Origin of the sequence: Roseinatronobacter sp. NSM (genome assembly GCF_052379845.1) — a bacterium.
Lineage (GTDB): Bacteria > Pseudomonadota > Alphaproteobacteria > Rhodobacterales > Rhodobacteraceae > Roseinatronobacter.
This window is the reverse complement of record NZ_JBQTCF010000052.1, coordinates 1-16009: the sequence shown is the minus strand read 5'-3', so window position 1 is coordinate 16009 and position 16009 is coordinate 1. Positions and strand designations below refer to the sequence as shown.

General features: G+C 59.1%; 15 protein-coding genes. 13 read left to right on the top strand and 2 right to left on the bottom strand.

All coding sequences use genetic code 11. The features are described 5' to 3' along the window. A partial coding sequence (locus ACTZWY_RS18580; protein ID WP_444792204.1) for a hypothetical protein occupies positions 1 to 743 on the bottom strand: 743 nt, incomplete at its 3' end. A 1211-nt stretch (positions 744 to 1954) separates the two neighbouring features. Here ACTZWY_RS18580 and ACTZWY_RS18575 point away from each other — a divergent pair. Beyond that, positions 1955 to 2257, top strand: a complete 303-nt coding sequence (locus tag ACTZWY_RS18575) for a hypothetical protein (RefSeq protein WP_444792203.1) — start codon at positions 1955 to 1957, stop codon at positions 2255 to 2257. Between the two features lie 122 nt (positions 2258 to 2379). On the opposite strand, the gene ACTZWY_RS18570 is transcribed toward ACTZWY_RS18575, so the two are convergent. Continuing rightward, positions 2380 to 3213 (bottom strand): metallophosphoesterase, encoded by an 834-nt coding sequence (locus ACTZWY_RS18570; RefSeq protein WP_444792202.1) that lies wholly within the window; start codon positions 3211 to 3213, stop codon positions 2380 to 2382. Between the two features lie 84 nt (positions 3214 to 3297). Between ACTZWY_RS18570 and ACTZWY_RS18565 the strand changes: the two genes are divergently transcribed. From ACTZWY_RS18565 to ACTZWY_RS18510, 12 genes are all read left to right on the top strand, one after another. Next, the gene (locus ACTZWY_RS18565) at positions 3298 to 3570 is read left to right on the top strand and encodes a hypothetical protein (RefSeq protein ID WP_444792201.1); all 273 of its coding nucleotides are present in this window, start codon (positions 3298 to 3300) and stop codon (positions 3568 to 3570) included. A gap of 91 nt (positions 3571 to 3661) precedes the next feature. Beyond that, a complete protein-coding gene (locus ACTZWY_RS18560) occupies positions 3662 to 5464 on the top strand; it encodes a hypothetical protein (RefSeq protein WP_444792200.1) in 1803 nt (600 codons plus the stop codon). 28 nt (positions 5465 to 5492) lie between these two features. Continuing rightward, positions 5493 to 5855, top strand: a complete 363-nt coding sequence (locus ACTZWY_RS18555; protein WP_444792199.1) for a DUF4870 family protein — start codon at positions 5493 to 5495, stop codon at positions 5853 to 5855. 68 nt (positions 5856 to 5923) lie between these two features. Beyond that, positions 5924 to 7231 (top strand): hypothetical protein, encoded by a 1308-nt coding sequence (locus ACTZWY_RS18550; protein WP_444792198.1) that lies wholly within the window; start codon positions 5924 to 5926, stop codon positions 7229 to 7231. A gap of 3 nt (positions 7232 to 7234) precedes the next feature. Continuing rightward, complete coding sequence (locus tag ACTZWY_RS18545; protein WP_444792197.1) at positions 7235 to 8533, top strand: hypothetical protein; 1299 nt, start codon at positions 7235 to 7237, stop codon at positions 8531 to 8533. Continuing rightward, complete coding sequence (locus ACTZWY_RS18540) at positions 8520 to 9056, top strand: hypothetical protein (RefSeq protein WP_444792196.1); 537 nt, start codon at positions 8520 to 8522, stop codon at positions 9054 to 9056. Before ACTZWY_RS18545 ends, ACTZWY_RS18540 begins: the two co-directional genes overlap by 14 nt. Next, entirely contained in the window at positions 9053 to 10204 is a 1152-nt protein-coding gene (locus tag ACTZWY_RS18535; protein ID WP_444792195.1) for a hypothetical protein, read from the top strand. The genes ACTZWY_RS18540 and ACTZWY_RS18535 overlap by 4 nt, the downstream gene beginning before the upstream one ends. Before the next feature lie 84 nt (positions 10205 to 10288). Further along, positions 10289 to 11514 (top strand): IS3 family transposase gene (locus ACTZWY_RS18530; RefSeq protein WP_444792194.1). Its coding sequence is split into 2 segments (ribosomal slippage): positions 10289 to 10631 and positions 10631 to 11514, totalling 1227 coding nucleotides; the frame shifts between segments, so codons are not numbered across the junction. A 43-nt stretch (positions 11515 to 11557) separates the two neighbouring features. Next, positions 11558 to 11839: a hypothetical protein gene (locus ACTZWY_RS18525; RefSeq protein WP_444792193.1), complete on the top strand. Its 282-nt coding sequence runs from the start codon at positions 11558 to 11560 to the stop codon at positions 11837 to 11839. Positions 11840 to 11994: 155 nt separating this feature from the next. Further along, positions 11995 to 13398 (top strand): hypothetical protein, encoded by a 1404-nt coding sequence (locus ACTZWY_RS18520; protein WP_444792192.1) that lies wholly within the window; start codon positions 11995 to 11997, stop codon positions 13396 to 13398. Beyond that, a complete protein-coding gene (locus ACTZWY_RS18515; protein ID WP_444792191.1) occupies positions 13395 to 14258 on the top strand; it encodes a hypothetical protein in 864 nt (287 codons plus the stop codon). Before ACTZWY_RS18520 ends, ACTZWY_RS18515 begins: the two co-directional genes overlap by 4 nt. Then, positions 14255 to 15829, top strand: a complete 1575-nt coding sequence (locus ACTZWY_RS18510) for a hypothetical protein (protein WP_444792190.1) — start codon at positions 14255 to 14257, stop codon at positions 15827 to 15829. Before ACTZWY_RS18515 ends, ACTZWY_RS18510 begins: the two co-directional genes overlap by 4 nt. Positions 15830 to 16009: the final 180 nt, after the last annotated feature.

Sequence of the window (16009 nt, the reverse complement as noted above, 5' to 3'; positions counted from 1 at the left end):
CCTGAAAGAAGCCTGTCGCAGATTTCAGGACCGCCCTTGGGGATATGTTCGCTGATCGCGGCTTCCATCGGCGGACGCAGCGCGTCGGGTGATATGGAGCGGATATGCGACTTCAGCCCGGCTGTCGCGGCTATGATCTGGCTGGCCGGATCGTTGGCGGGCTGTTGCATCATCGCGCGTGACAGGGCCACGGCCGGGGCCAGGATGTCATGAGTGTCTTTGTCATTGAGTACGAGCGACAAATGCAGGCCGGCAGTATGCTGAAGGGTTGGGTGTATTGCGAAAAGCGGTGCGATTCTCGACCAGTCCGAAAACGCGAACAGAGCGCGCCCGAAAAGACCGCACGCATCCAGCGCTGCGGGATCAGGCAATTCTTCAATAAGATCGCGGCAGGCGTTCTGGATGGTGGTGTAATCTCTCGGGGATCCTGTAAGCCGCCGGTGGATCTTAGCATAGATGGCCGATCTTTTGCTTCGTGATCCTTGCTCGGTGAGCAGCGCGCGTACCTGTTTCGAGCATAGCTTTCTCAGCTGCGCAGACAGAGCATCGGTGTCAACATCTGACCCCATCAGTTTCTGGATACCGTGCATCACGGACATGCAGTTGACCCGCCAGATATGGTCTCTGACCGCCTTGCGATATCCGTCTGAAAACCCTGCACGGAACGCGGCATTCTGCGTCAAGAAATCGGCCATCGCAGCGGCCAGTCTGAGTGGTATCTGTGGGTCAGCTGGTTTTTGCATGGATGAGCTTTCTGAGAGACAGGGTGCGCTGAAAGTGTAGGGGGGAGGCCGAAATATCAAGGATGGTCGGGATCAAAGATGTGGATATCCGGGATGAGGCAGGGGCGTCTTTTCAGGCTGAAATATGGGGTGAGACCCGGAGGATTAGCGCTGGTTGAACCACCATCCTGCAGATCGATTGCGATGTTCAGATCGGCCATGCCGGGAACGTGAGTTGCGCGTGGTCAGGAAATTCTTGCGATTTTCACGGAATTGATGCGCGCGTTTTTCACGCAAAATCAAGTCCTCAAGCTTTTTGACGTGTCGTTCAATAACGAACGAAGGGCATCCCTTATCATATTAACGACACCCCGAAACAGCTTGGGAAGGGCTCAGAAACAGAGATTTACCTATAAAAACAAGGGAATTCCAGTCGTCACGCAGGCAGAACCCGAAAACCCGTGGAGCGACCGGGACCGTGGCGGTGTCGTGGCCGCAGCGGGCGGGGTAGGGTGTCTCTCTGGAAATTTAGGATCGGCCATCTGGCTGCAGGGAGTACCCCTCATTGCGTGTTGAAAGCGGTATGTCCTGGCGTTGATGGGATCATCAGTGAAAGCGGAATATTTCAGGCGCGTATCTCGCCGCGGAGGATGCGCCTGACGTGCCTGCGGGAAGCGTGACTGACTTTCGACGTATCGTCCGATGTGGTGTGCGGGGGGCTTCGGTGTAGGGGGGTGATCCTTCTGGTCTGGGGCGGGCTCTGTTGCGTCAGATCGGCCATTTGTGAGGAGACTATCCGCGATGGAGCAGGGGGCTGAATCAGGGGTAGGGGTGTGTCCCTGGGCACTGGACGTGACAGGGTGAAGCCGCCCTCCGGTGGGCGCGTGCTCGAGGCGGCGCCTGTCCTTGGTGAGGGGGCTTGCAGGTTTTTCAGGGCTGCGCCGGATATGGCGTTCAGGTTGTCATTCGAAGGGGCGGGATGGCCGATCTTTTTTCGAGGGGGTGCCCGTCATCGCGAAGCGGTGCTCCCGGAAAGGCCGGTGGCGGGAAGGGTTAAAGCCGAGGCATTCGTCGGGTGACGGGGCTGCGGAAAACCATACTATCTCCGCTCCTGGCCCCTCATTGTGGCCGCCCCTCTTCTGGATTACGCTGGTAGTATGACAGACTCCCACCTCAACCTTATCGTTACGGACCTGGCGAGCCTTTACCGCCTCGCGGATCATGAGGGCGTTGTGGGTTTTCTGGATGCTATCGGTGCCGTGCTGATTCTACCTGAGGATTTCGGGGCTGATCCGGCGATTGATGCCCTTCGCGTGCGTCTTCCTCCGGGGCTCTTGAGCTACCGGCCTGACCCGGCGCGTTTGACGATTCTGATGGGGGAGGGGGCGGCCCCGGGTTTCGGTGACTGCCCGAGGGTCGGTCAAGATCAATTCCCTGTCGTCGGCAGGGTTCTTGCCGGGATGAGGGATAGCCTTGAGCGGTTCGGTTCGACCTATGCCCTTCTGGCTTCAGAGGTCTTGAGCGACGATCTGTGATGATATGATAAACAGGGAGTGTCGTTTGTGGTCGATGATGCGCTGTTTGCTGGCCTCCTCCGGGCTTTTCGAGGGCCTTGTGTCGGGTGATTTTCGCTTACCCGGATATTCTGTGTCATAACTCATCGGGGTTGATTTGCGAACGCGAAGCGGCCGTGTTCAACAGTGACCTTTCCCTGCATCAGGATATCGGGCACCAAACTTGGCAGGCACTGGCGCGCATAACCAAGCGAGATATTTCGCAGCCATGTCGCCCCATGCCGGATCTCAGCGTGATGATGGGTATGCCCGAAGAGCCACGCTGCAGGCTGGTGCTGATCGATCAAGGTCGACAGATCAGAGCCATAGGCAGCGCCCAGATCGCCCATGCCCGGCGCGAGTAGATCGGGATGCGGACAGTGATGAGTGACCACAACAGTGTCGCCCGCAAAGGGCATCGAAAGCTGCGCTGACAACCAGCGACGCTGATCAGCATGGCGCGCGGCCGTGTCGCTGGGGCGGGCCTTGCGATATCCACCCTGAGCCAGACGGATATAGCGGTAGTCATTCATCCGGTCTGCTGCCTTGGCCTGTGCGGCTAGGGGCTGGCCGTGCAACTCGAAATCGGTCCAGAGGGTGCAACATAGAAACCTCACTCCACCGAAGACAAGCACACGCTTTTGCGCAAACTGCGCCCCCTGATCAGCTGCAATACCTGCCAGCCTGTCATCTCCATCGAGCGCGTGGTCATAGTAATCATGGTTGCCCGGGATGATGTGAATGCGGTGGGCCTCGATATGCTGGGCGAGGCGCCGGATTGCGTACTTCCAGCGTATTTTCGGCTTGTTGGTCAGATCACCAGCGATGATGACGGCCTCAAACTGTGCCCAGTCTTCCGCAGACAGGGCTGTCAGCGGATCACGACCAGCCTCCGACCAAAGGTCAAGATGCAGGTCTGCGAGAACAAGTATGGACATGAAAGAACCTTTGAATTGCACAATCATCAGCGCATTGATGCGCTGGCGAATGGCGGAAACGATCACAGGGTGTGAGGAAAGCCAATGGGACGCAACAAATCGCAACACCCGAGGAGTGGTTTAAACGGATATCGATATCCGAATGATGCGATTGCGAGTTCTCAGTGTCACGATTTTTTTCCTGCCGGGCGGCGATTTATCACCCTGAACGAATTCTGTCCATTTCGATTTGACCTTGCGGGGCACATCCAGCGCTCGATTATGCGTGCCGCCGATACTTTACCCAGTCGGCGCACCTGTGATCAGCGCGTCCAGACATGGCGCGATGCCGCTTGGACGATTAATTTCGGAATTTGACAGGCGCGCGTGCAAAAACCGTCCTGATCTTTCCAGTCCTGTTGTGAAGGGCGTGCAACACCGTGTGCCCGAAACCAAGAGGGACAGAAAGGTGACATCACTCAAGTCAGTTTTGTCGGGCGCGGTATCAATGCTCGTGCTCGTGGCTGGGGGCGCGCAGGCTCAGAATCCGGGTGCGGTGCATGACGCGCTGATCAACCAGATGACCGCGGCGACCGCGCCCACGCTTGCAGACGCTGTGCAGATGCACGCGGATTTGCGCGCCGCTCCCGGGCTGGAGGAGCTGCCGCCTGATGACCGGCGACAGATCCAGCACGCGCTCGATGCCGCACAAACACAGTTTTTCATCGGGATGATCCGGGGGCTGGAAGCGCACTTCGCCCAAGACCCGGACAACACGGAGTTCGCGCGCGACGCAGACGCGGTTTTCGAGATCTTGCTGAACCCGCAATTCGGGCCGCAAATGGGCTTGTTTGCCGTGACCCAGTATCGCAGCGCCGTCGAGCGGTTGATGCATCGCCATGCCATCGCGCAAGCGATTGCAGGTCACCCCCCCCAGCCGTTGCGCCGTTTCGAGGCGGAAACCACCTGCCCGATGATCGAAGCGCGCGACATTCCCAGCAATGATCGGTCCTTGGAGGCTGTCTTTGCTTTGCCATTTGCTTTCTGGGATCAGGCGCAGATTGACGCGGCAGCCGACGCCTTGCGCAGCTGTGGTCCGGTCGGAGGGCAATTCGCCGCAAGCCTTTCGCGCAACAGCCGCAGCATCCTGCAGCGGGCCAGGGCCGCGCAAGACGCCCTTGCATGGCGTGCCGAGGTTCTGGAAACCGGCGCGACCCCTGCAGCGCTCGCCAAGGTCGACTGGTTCACTGTTCCGGCGCAGTTTGATGGACAGCGCCTGTTTCCAGCAGATGCGCAGGTGATTTTCGGGGCTGATTTCGAACAGGCCGTCCAGCAGCTTGTTGATGAAACAATCGAGAGCATGACTGCCCAACTGGCATCAGGGGATATCCCGCTGGAAGAGATGCGCAACTGGTGTGACAACACCATCTCGGATACCAGCACGAATGCGCGCCGCCGTGCTGTCATGCAAGCCTGTTTAACGGAACAGCGCGCGCAAGTCGCGGCTTTGATGGAACAAGAGCAGGCGAAACAAGCTGCAGAGATTCTGGTGGACTGGCAGGCCGCTGCCGACCGGATCCTCGCCGCCCCAACCACCCTTGACGGCGCCCGAGCTGTCGACTGGATGGTCATGCCCGGCACCCAACGCCGCGTTCCTGCTGATATGCAAGCGGCATTCCGGGATGTGCAGGCCCGTGTTGAGGCGCATATTCTGAACACCAAACTCGATATCGGTGCCCAGATGGCCGAGCGTTTGCGTGATCGCGCAAGGAATTTGCCTGCAGGTGAACGCATCACTGCTGATGATTGTGGCCTGCCCTTTGACATTCCGCCATTCAGTCCCTTTGCGAGCCTGCAGTCGGACTGTCACTCGATGGTCGCGGCCACGATTGCCGAAGGACGGCGCCGACTGTGCCGGGATATCTTTGCGCAATCTGATGAACCCGATAGCTTGCGGCAGGCGCGTCTGACCCATCCAGATTTCCCGCGCGATTTCGGAGTGACGGTCGAAGACCTGCTTTGTGATCCCAAGGCGATGGCGGGCCTTGCGGCTGTCACGCTGGAACCGACGCGTTCCTGGCTCTGGAACGGCTATAACCTGACGGTCGATCACGGCGAGACTGTCGTGACAGGGCGGCTTGTAGAAGACCGCAACATTCAGGGTGCCTGGACCGTCACCCATGTCGACATGCCCGGAATCGATCGCGAAGCCGCGCGCTCGAATAATCTGGGCTGCCTTTTTGAACCGCGTACCTGCATGGCTGCGCGCTGATCCCCCCTTAACTATCGGAGACATCACAATGACTTATCATACGACGACACAACCCCATCTTCAGGCCGATCTTGGTGCAGCCCGGATCATCTATATCCTGTTCGGATTAGGGTTCTTTCTGCCCCTTCTGACAGCCGCAGGCGTTATCTATGGCTATATGTCGCGCGGCAAATCCAGCGCGCTGGACAGCCATATCCGATTTCAGTTGCGCACCTTCTGGATTGGATTTGCGATGGTAATCACAGGCGGGATTCTTGCTGTTTTCATGGTTGGTTACCTGATTTTGCTGTTCTGGTTCCTCTGGACAGTGATCCGCATCATCTCGGGTTTTCTGACAGCTGGCAAAGGACACCCCGTACAGAACCCCGCGGGTCTGGCATTTAAAGCATAACGTTGGCGGTGGCGTAGTTGACACTGCGTCACCATCGACTTACTCGACTACAAAAAAGGATTTTTGGCATGAATTTAGTCAATCATATCAGTCTCAAGGCGATGCTCTTTGCCTCTGGAACATTGGCGCTTCCAGCCGTGACAGAAGCACAGTCTGACACAGGTGACCGCTGGAACAATGTTACGGTTGCAGCGATGTTGACCGATCCGAAATGGCACGATTATCTGACCACACAGGCAAACCCGCGCGACGTCCGCCGGTGGCAAGACTATCCTGCGGCGCAGGAGGCAGGTTTCGCCATTCAGGGCGAGTGGCAGTTGGCCGAATTCTGCGCGCCCGCAGGTTGCGCTGATGAGCGCGTGATCATGGCCTTTGCGCCCGCGACTGAAACCGCGCTTCTGGCGTCGACTGGTGCAGAGGGCATGACATTCTTTGGGGCACCGCGCGGGCCGTTGCCGGGTGTCATTGCGGATCTCTATCAGCAAGGGATCAACAAGGCCGCCCTGCGCACCGCATTTGAAGCGCTGCCCGATCGCGACCGCCGCGCGCTGCAATATGAGATGTATCTGGAGGATTTCTACGCCAGCGATTTTGCCGATGGTCGTTATGGTCCAATGACCGAAGCCGGGCTGATCGACTACGCAATCGCGCGCGCGCCGCAATTGGGGTTTGTTCCGAACCTCTCGGACGAGCGCCTAGCAGGGCAAACGTTGCAGGCGCTGGCGCGCTCGGAGTTTGTCATGCTCGACGCGCCCGTGGGATCTTTCGCCTTTGAGGGGGCGTGGTCCTGTGGTGGGACGGCGCTGGCGCTGACGTCGCGCACCCACAAGGTCGGTGGGGGTGATGCAACAGCGATTTCACTTGTGGAAACCTATGGCAACGGCACGAATTTCGGTGTTCTGTTGCGCGGCGGTGCGCGCATCGGCATCTGGGATGTGACGGCGGATAGTCTGACCTGGGCCTCACAAGCCAGCGGAGACATGATGGATTGTCGCAGGACAGGGGATGCGCCGGAACCTCCGGAAATGACCGGGCGGGCTGCATTTCCGGCGCTGCCTGTCATAGCGTTGGACGCCCTTGCGCCTGTCCCTGCGGAACATGAGCCGTTACATGATGCAAAAATGGTCGACGAATTTCCATTCCTCGGTCGTTGGTCCTGTGGAGGGATCGAGTTCACCTTTGCCGAGGGTTTCGGAGTCAATCATACGGAAGGTCTGTCCCCAGACTACGAAACAGTAGCCGAAGCTGAACCGAATGTCTGGGATATCACCTTTGTCGACGGTGTGGCGGTGCGGGTCGGTATGGTGAATGACGCGCGTATGATGATGATCGCGTTGGAGCAGGTCATGCAATGTGAACGTGTGGTCAGTCCGTAATCCATGCTGGATCAGGCGGATATCTCCAACGAGACCTTCGCAGGTGCGATCTTCGCGTCGGTTGCGGAGCTGGCCGGGCTTGGACCCGGGGCGCGGCGACGTCTGGCCGCGATGATTACAGGCGCGATGCCCGGTAACAAGGATCGCGGCATCTATGCGCTTTGCGCAGCGATTCAGGAAGCAGAGTGCGACACTGACCTTGGGACACTTCTGAACCCGCGTCAAACAGCACTTTCGCCACTGTTTGCTGCGTTCCTGAACTATCTGGCAACGACGGTCGGCCCGGATGAGCTTGATCTGGTAGCGCGTCACTGTCTGCGCCTTGGGGTGGACAGGTCAGAGGCCGCGCGCAAGTCTGCGGTCTCGGCACTCGGAGCGTTGCTTTACCGGCACCGCCGTGACACTTTTGCGACCAAAAGACGTTGGAAGCACTACAAGGCATTGCGCGGGTTCCTTGCTGCGCAGGACCGCACCTATCCTTGCGACACTGATGCACTTTCGTTCTGGCTTGCATTTCCGACGCGCGAGGGTTGGGGGCAGATCAAGGGCTGTGTAGACGGGTTCATCAATCTCGATCAAAGCCTGCGGGATAAAGGTGTGATGCACGCCCTTCACAATGCGGAGCCCCTGACTGCGCCGGGCATTGCAGAGGCCGCACTTGAGCCTGTTGAAGGGATCACTCTGCCGGAAGAGACTCTGGGGGCCGCCCTGGACAGTTTCGCTCAAAGCCCCATCAAACCGTTCAAGGACGTTGAACTCGTGACGCTGGACGTGGTTTTCAGAATGGGCCTGCATGCGAAAGTATGGCCTGAAACAGCGGAATGCAGGCTGCGGTACGCACCTTTGCAGGCGATCCTTGTGCAGGCGCAGCGCGACGGCTCCACAAGTAACATGGATGGCGACATGGTGGCGGAGCGTTTGCAGAGCCCTGCCACACTGCGTGATCGTCTGCGCAGCTGGTCCCGACATTGCGAGGACCTTCTATACCTTGCCCTGAAACTGCATCCTGACCTTTGCAAAGGCGGGAATGGCGGTGACCCCGGTGCAGAGGCTGACAGAAAAAAGCGGCTTGCAAATCTTCAAAGACGTTCCGCATTCGAGGCCATGTCAGAAGGCGATCTGGCCTGTCATCTTATGGCGTTGGTCCCTGCACTGGTCGCAACCCGTGACCATCTGAGCGCGGTTGTGGACCGGCTGAACGCGCTGGGGGCTGATACCATCAAACACAACGATGACCGCTTCACTGACGAAGTGTTGCGCCGCTATGGCTTGGAAAGGACAGGACAAGATGGAAAGGGATGATCCAGTGTTCATGGCCTTTGCTGCACGCCAGGCAGCGACCGACCTCACGGACGCGCCCATAGATCAGGCCAGCCCCAGCCTTGGCCATGTGCTGGCTTATGCCAAGCGCTCTGGGAATGTGGCTGATTTGCGCATGGAGCGTTGTCTTCTTGAAACGCCGCATTGGCGCAGGCTCTACCTGGATCAGCTGCGCGGAACTGCCGTGGCTTTCTCTGACCACGCAAGGGCCGCATCTGAACAGGTAGTGCTGTCGCGCGATATAGGATCGCACCGGCTGGAATTGATCGATGATGTGGATGGTGCAATCTTGTTGATCACGCTTTCGGACCCGCAATCCGGAGTATATTGTATCGAGGCACGCGCGCCGACCGGGACGGGTGTCCGGCTTGATCTGGGGCAACCCGTGGGGACTGCGCTGCAAGTCCTTCTTTCCGACGATTTCCCGGAAACCAAGGCGTTGAAGGCCCTGCTGGTGCAACCCGACACGATCCTGTTCCTTATTTTGAAGGCTGGGCCGAAATGACAACGGGCCTGCGTATCGCAATTCTGATCCCGACCACGGGGGGGTGCGGGCAAATCATCCGCCTTGATCCCCGGAACCGCCTTAGCGCGAGTATGGTCATTCCCCATGATGACTACCGCCCCGTTCGGGAGATGAGCGAAGCCTATGACCATCTGACCCGGCCCGGCGGTGTGCTGGATCGCTTTCTCGGCCCGGATAGCGCTGTCCGGTTCAAACTGATCATCAAGGACCCGCCTGATACCGGAAACTCGTGGGAAATGCCGATTGCGCTAACCCATTGTGTCCAGCATGCGGGACATCAGATCGTCACGGAAAACCCTGATCTGGTCCTCTGGGCGAGCGGATCACTGGATGCGCAGGGCGCAATTCTTGACCAGCAATACCATGTCTCCCACAAGCTTCATCACTCAGCAGATATCCTTCACGCCTATGCGTCGCAGGGGGCAGAAATCGCCTTTCTGCTGCCGCATGGTCAGGGCCAGGAGGGGGTTGCGTCGCTGGGGCCCCTGCGCAGCTACTCAACGCATCCCGTTTCGAGCTTGGAGCAAGCGGTTCACCTGCTCGGTGCAACGGCCGAAACAACAGATCACGCGGCCCGCAAACCGCGTTTGCGGCGCGCAGCCATTACGGGCGCTTTCGTTCTGGTAGCGTTCGGGCTTGTGGCGCTTGCGGCATTGTTTCTGCCGATTGCGTATCCGAAACCCGGTAATTCAGAGGATACGCGCGCGGTGATTGATCAAATCGCGAGTGCCCCTGATCCGGAACCGGTCTTATCGGCGGCCGTGCTGCCAGAGGTCGAGACTTCATCATCCCGCATAACCCCACCAGAAGACATACTCTTTGCTATTTCGATCCTGCCGCGAGCCGAGGTACCAGTCTATAATGAAATGGAAAAGGAACGGGATTTACGCGGTGACTTGCTTTCTGTGGGATTCAATATTGCTGATATCCGCGATCTGACATGCCACGCCACACCAGTTGCGGATGATGAAATCGAGTTTCGTATAGATCTCCCATGCACAATGCGCGCCAGTGCAGTGGGAGAGCCCGATCCTTACAACTTCCGCATGCGAACCATCGATATGGATTTCTGTTTCGACGAGATTGGTGCCTGCGTAACAAAACCGATCTTGTTCATTTTGCCTTAGATCGTGACATGACCGAGCAATACCAAGATGAACTGGCCCCCTTTTCAACCGGACACTTGGGCATAACCATGGAGGCTTAGGTATATGCCTGAGCACGTGCTTATGTCTGATATAGAAATCATCACTGATGGCGGCCGTCGTCGTCGCTGGAGCGCGGCCGAGAAGCTGCGCATTGTCGAAGAAACGCTGGATGACCGGGCCAGCATCTCTGTGGTCGCACGCCGTAATGGCGTGGCCCCCAATCTATTGTATCGTTGGCGCAGGCTCATGCTGGAGGGAGGAAGTGTTGCCGTGTCAGAGGATGATGATGTCACAAGCAACAAGGTCGTCCGACAGATGGAAGATCGCATCCGTGAACTCGAACGCCAGCTTGGCCGCAAAACGCTGGAGGCCGAGATCCTGCGCGAGGCGTTGGACAAGTCACGCTCAAAAAAACAGATCTTGCACGTGCGGTCGCCTCTGAGGGGAGATTTCCAGTGAAGGTCGTGGCCGAAACCCTGGGTGTGGCCCGCTCGAACTTGATTGACAGGTTGAACAACAGGACGAAGCCGCGTCGGCGCTACTATAAAGCGCAAGACGCGGCGTTGGTGCCGCTGATCACAACGCTGGTGGCGGCCCGACCGACCTATGGCTACCGGCGGATTACGGCAATCCTGAACCGGCAGCTGCGCGCGGAAGGGCGGGCACCCGTCAACCACAAAAGGGTCTATCGCATCATGAAGGCACACAACCTGCTTCTGGCGCGGAAATACACGGAGCGCCCGGAGCATGTTCACGACGGCAAAGTCATTGTCATGCGCTCGAACCTGCGCTGGTGCAGCGACGGCTTTGAGTTCACCTGCTGGAACGGGGACATCGTCCGTGGCGCCTTCATCATCGATGCTCATGACCGCGAAATCATCGCTTGGCGCGCCGTGGTGAACGCCGGGATCAGTGGCTCTGACATCCGCGACATCATGCTCGAGGCCGTGGAACGCCGCTTTGGTCATCATCGTGCGCCGTCGGTCATCGAGATGCTGTCCGACAACGGCTCGCCCTATATCGCGAGGGACACGCAGATCTTCGCCCGCCAATTGGGCCTGAAGCCCTGCTTCACGCCGGTCCAAAGCCCACAGAGCAATGGCATCTCGGAGGCATTCGTGAAGACGCTGAAGCGCGACTACGTCCAGGTGACGCCGCTACCGGACGCCCAAACAGTTCTTGGATTGATCGGAGCTTGGATCGAAGACTACAATAACAACCACCCGCACTCAGGGCTGAAAATGCGCTCGCCACGCGAGTTCATCGCAGCTCAAACCGCAACCGCCTGAGTGTCCGCTGAAACGGGGGCAAGACCACAAGAGAAGAATAGATATGCCTGATCACCAACTTAATTCAGATCGTCAAGCGTTACCGCGTGCGCTTGGCAAGGTCGAAAAGACACTCCACACTCGATACCCCGGTCTCAATTTTTTCTTGGTCGGGCAGGCTCATTATGGAGAGGAAGGGTTTGCCTTCATCGAAGTCAATAATCTCGAAGATCAAGCTCTTCGTGACCTGATCAGGAAAGAAGCGGGCGATCAGCTTTGCAACCTCGGATTTCCTGTTGAACTGATCCAGGGCAAAGATGTGTATCATATCAAACCAATGCACTAAAATGCAGTTTAAGATCCCACCCGCAGAAGCAGTATTTGCCTATCTGGAAAACTCGATGGTGTCTGACGTCAGCACCCACGAGACAGTTTGAGCAGTACCATAGTTCGCGAGGGGCCGCAGTATGAAGAAAGATCAAATGAGATGGAGGTGAGCGCATGAGGGCCTGGGTTATCGGAACCGGGGCGGTTCTGATCGCCGGATTCACCGGACTTTCGAGCAGAGGGATCATCGGGGGGCCGGGAGAACCGGCATCCCTTGTTGGGCACGAGCTTACTACTCAGGAGGTACTCGCCGAGCGGAGCGACCGGCAGGCGGCGGCCCAAGAGGTGGAGAGAACTGCACAGTCCCCGGACATGGGGCCGGAGACCGGTCTTGTTCCGGAGGCGTTCCGTCAGCGGGTAGAATTCGATTATCCGACCCTTCGCTCTTTGCAACCGGACCCGACGGTTTTCGTACCTGACCTTCAGGGCCGGGTGGATCAGCAGGGGCGTGAACGTAAAGAGTATCTCCTGCAAGAGGGTCACCCCCGCTTCTATCAGACCGTCCTGGGCAAGCCGGTTGAGCGGATCATCTATGAGGCCATCCGATCTGATAGGTTCGAGTACGGGCATATGGTCCGGCTTGAAGCCCGATCGAGCAACCTGATCCCCGGGGTCTTGATCAGTCCCGGGTCGGAGGACCAGTTTATCATCCATGAGGACCTTTTCGAGTCCATGCTTTCCCAGGTCACAAGCGGCAGGACCCTTGACCCGGAATTGCAGCCTTGGTCGGACGTCCCGGTCTGGGACGCCCAGGCGGACAACCTCGTTTTCATGGAATCCAACCCGGAGCTCCTGACCCGCCACATGCTTGCGGAGCACCTGGTCGGCACTTCACGTGAGTTGTGCTCCTACATTAACCCGAGGCGATCTGGATTCAGCCAGAGCTCGCTCGGGCAGCCCGGCGGTCTCACGGACTTCACCGCCGGGAAGGGGAGCCGCGAGGAGCCAGAGCGAGTGACTGATGTAGTGGCTCTTGATATCGAGGCGAACGTGGAAGAGATCCTCCGCCACGCCCCAGAACGCCTCGATATCCCGACCGAGGTCCGCTTCCCTGTTACCCTCAGCTATAACGAGCGGACCGGTGCGGTGGAGAGCGTAGACCCGACAGCCTCATATTTAAGAGAGGCGGATGCGCTCTATCGCTGCGGCTCCTCAAGTCGTGATAAAGCGGTCCGTAACCGATCCCTCGCCTCCTTGGTGAGGGGTATGCAGGTGACCGGCCTGCCGGTCGCTCCTGCGATTGGGGGCCTCCCGGGCAGGCCACCGCGCTCTGGATGGGTGATCTTCGGCGAGCCACTTGTCACTCACGGCTACAGCAGGAGCCGCGGCGATTACCGAGCGGTTCAGTGGACCCCGCTACGCATCGACTTGATGTCAGGGGATGGGCACGGGTTCAACACCGGGTACGTCGCAAGCTTCGATTATCGGGAGGGGCGTTATTACAGAATAGTGCGAGAGCGCGACCAAGACGGTTCCATTATTGAGAGAAAAGACAATATCGGAGGGCGCAACGAATGATAAAGGGGATTATCCTGACCGGGGCGCTAATGGCGCTTCTCACCGGTCCGGCAGCGGGCCAGATCGTGTTGGACGATGTGCGGGACCGGGGGTTGGTAGAGGCGGAAGACCCGTCCCGGGTCACGCCGAACCTGACTCGGGCTGACGTCTTGGCCTCGATCATGTCCGACAACCCGGCGGCGGTCACCGCGAACAATCTGCTTGATCACTTCTCTTTCCTGAGCAACGCGGGATGCGACAACCGGTCGAGGTATGACCAGGGCCTGATAGGGGCCCGCGAGGCGCTCACCCGCGCGCGCGAGGCCGGGGTCAGGGTCCGGGAGGTGTCTGTGATGGGCCGGGTTCGGGTCTCCTCTCTTTCCGACGGGTTCATGATCGACCCTTCAATCATAGCTCGTGACGGGGGGCTCATCCCGGACCGGGGACGATGCGTCGACCATCAGTCAGACGTGGTAGGCCCCATAACACTTAATAATTTCCACCTCCCCCCGTTCCTGGTTGACCGATCGCTTTTCTCGGACCTGGACCTCCTTCTTACCCGACGGGGGGGGCGGGACCAGGTATGCATGCAAGTGGTTGGCACCCTCAGTTCGCGCCCCCGTCTACGTTCCGGGAGAGCGGTCCCAGGTGAGTATGAGACCAGCCTGACCCCGAACCGGGCACGCCTAGGGGTGGCGTGCGATTTCGAATATGACAACCCGAACTCGATCACTAACCGGCGCGTCCGGTCGAGGGCGCTTGAAGGGTACGTAGCCACGGCCGTCCTGGAAGGGGATGCGTGGGTCTGGGGACGGGAGACCCTGACGATCATGCCAGACGGCTTTGTCAGCGCAGTCTTCGAGCCGACGGGTTCCGAATGAGCGCCCCGGGCCTCAGGGGGGTAGTCCTCGCCCTTCGGGATTGGGCGGCCCCTCATCTCCATGAGGGGTGGGCTCGGCTCACGAGACGGGGGAACCCGCTTCCGGCGGATCACCGGCCGCACCTCCTCCTTCTGGGTGTCCTGACCCCGCTCTACCTTATCTTCGAACTGGCCTTCGCGGCGAGGCTGCTAGATGTGGTAGGGTCTGCGCCTTCTCTGGAACGGATCGAGGAGATTGAGCGGTACGGCCGGTTCATCTGTGGTATTGCGATTACCCTTCTGGTCTGGTCCTGGGGGGTCATGCCGACGGTGCGCCGCCTCGGGTTGGGGACGCCGCTGATGTTGATCCTAATGGTGTTGTCAGCCGCGCTGTCGATTAGGGCCGCCTATGCGATTCAGGAGGGGATTGTCCGCTCCGTGGTCTCCCGGGCCTCCCCTGTGGATCGTCAATCCGCGCTCGTGCTGGGTATGGCCACCGGAGCGATCAGGTCCGGGGACATCGCCCTATCCGGGATCGACTTGGATGCGGACATGATGAGCACCCCGTCAGGGAAGGCGCTCATTGCGCTTTTGCCCGCCCTCTCCGTTGGGGTTCCGGACCTTCTGGAAAGGTCGGAGGCGGCCTTGGAGGTCATGGCGGCGCGGGCTTCCATTTCCGGCCTTCCATCACCCGATGAGGCGTTTGGGGCATACGAAAGGGTCTCCGAGGAGATCCTCGCGGACTTGGTGCGGATCGAGGCACCCCTCAGCGAGTTGGACCGCCGCGTCGTATCCGGGGAGGTGGACCGTGAGGTGGGGGATATCTGGGACCGCTACGTGTCTGACATCCGGCGTCAGGGGGCCACCGTTGGGGCGATCCCGCATCAACGCTGGCCGGACGTCCGGGAACGACTGCGTTCTCAGGGGATTCCTGTCCCGGACGGCTGGTCCCCGAACGACGGAGCCGGTTTCCGGGAACTTGCGAGGGCCTCTGTTATGAAAAAGAACATCGAAGTTTTTGACAGGGAGGTGACCCGCATCCTCGGACACTCCGCCCCACCGGTAGCGGATGAAAAACGTTTTTTCCTACACCCGTTAAGCCAACTCCGCTTCGTAGAGGCCGGGATCGTTTCAGCAAACGTGATCCAGCCGGGTCTGGACCGAGACGGGTTTGTGAAAGGGCCGTACCGGGATATGGCGGGCGCTGGGGTCGATATCCGGGTCCAGGCGGCCGGCGCCGCCCCGAACTCTTTCGGTCCGGGCGGGGAGTATGAGGGAATGGGGGAGGTAGCGGCCAAGGTGGCTTGGGTTCCGGTGGTCGCACTCCTTTTCAGCGCGGTAGGCGCGCTGACGCATGCGGTGAAGTCGGCAGGCCTCCTGCTGAAACTGTCCGGGGCGGGCCCGGCTCGGGTATTTGCGCCGCTTGCGATCGGGGTAGGACTGCTGGTTTTTCCCCTGATCCTGCCGAACCCGGTCACCTCGAGTGAACTGTATTCGGCGCTTCCCGGTTCCGGGCTTATCATGAGCTGGGTCATCGGCTCGCAGGGGCTGATCCACCCGATCGGGTCCCTGTTCCCGTTCCCGGTCCAATAATCAATTCTCGCACAACTCTTTGATCGGCGCTCCTCGCCCCGTGATAGAGATGTCCGAAAATACAACATAAGGATAAGACAAGAATGATAAAAAGACTTCTTTCCGGGGCTGCGGCCTTGTCCCTATTTAGCGGGACAGCCCTGTCCGAGCCGTTGGTTCTCGACCTGACCGGGGAGCTCA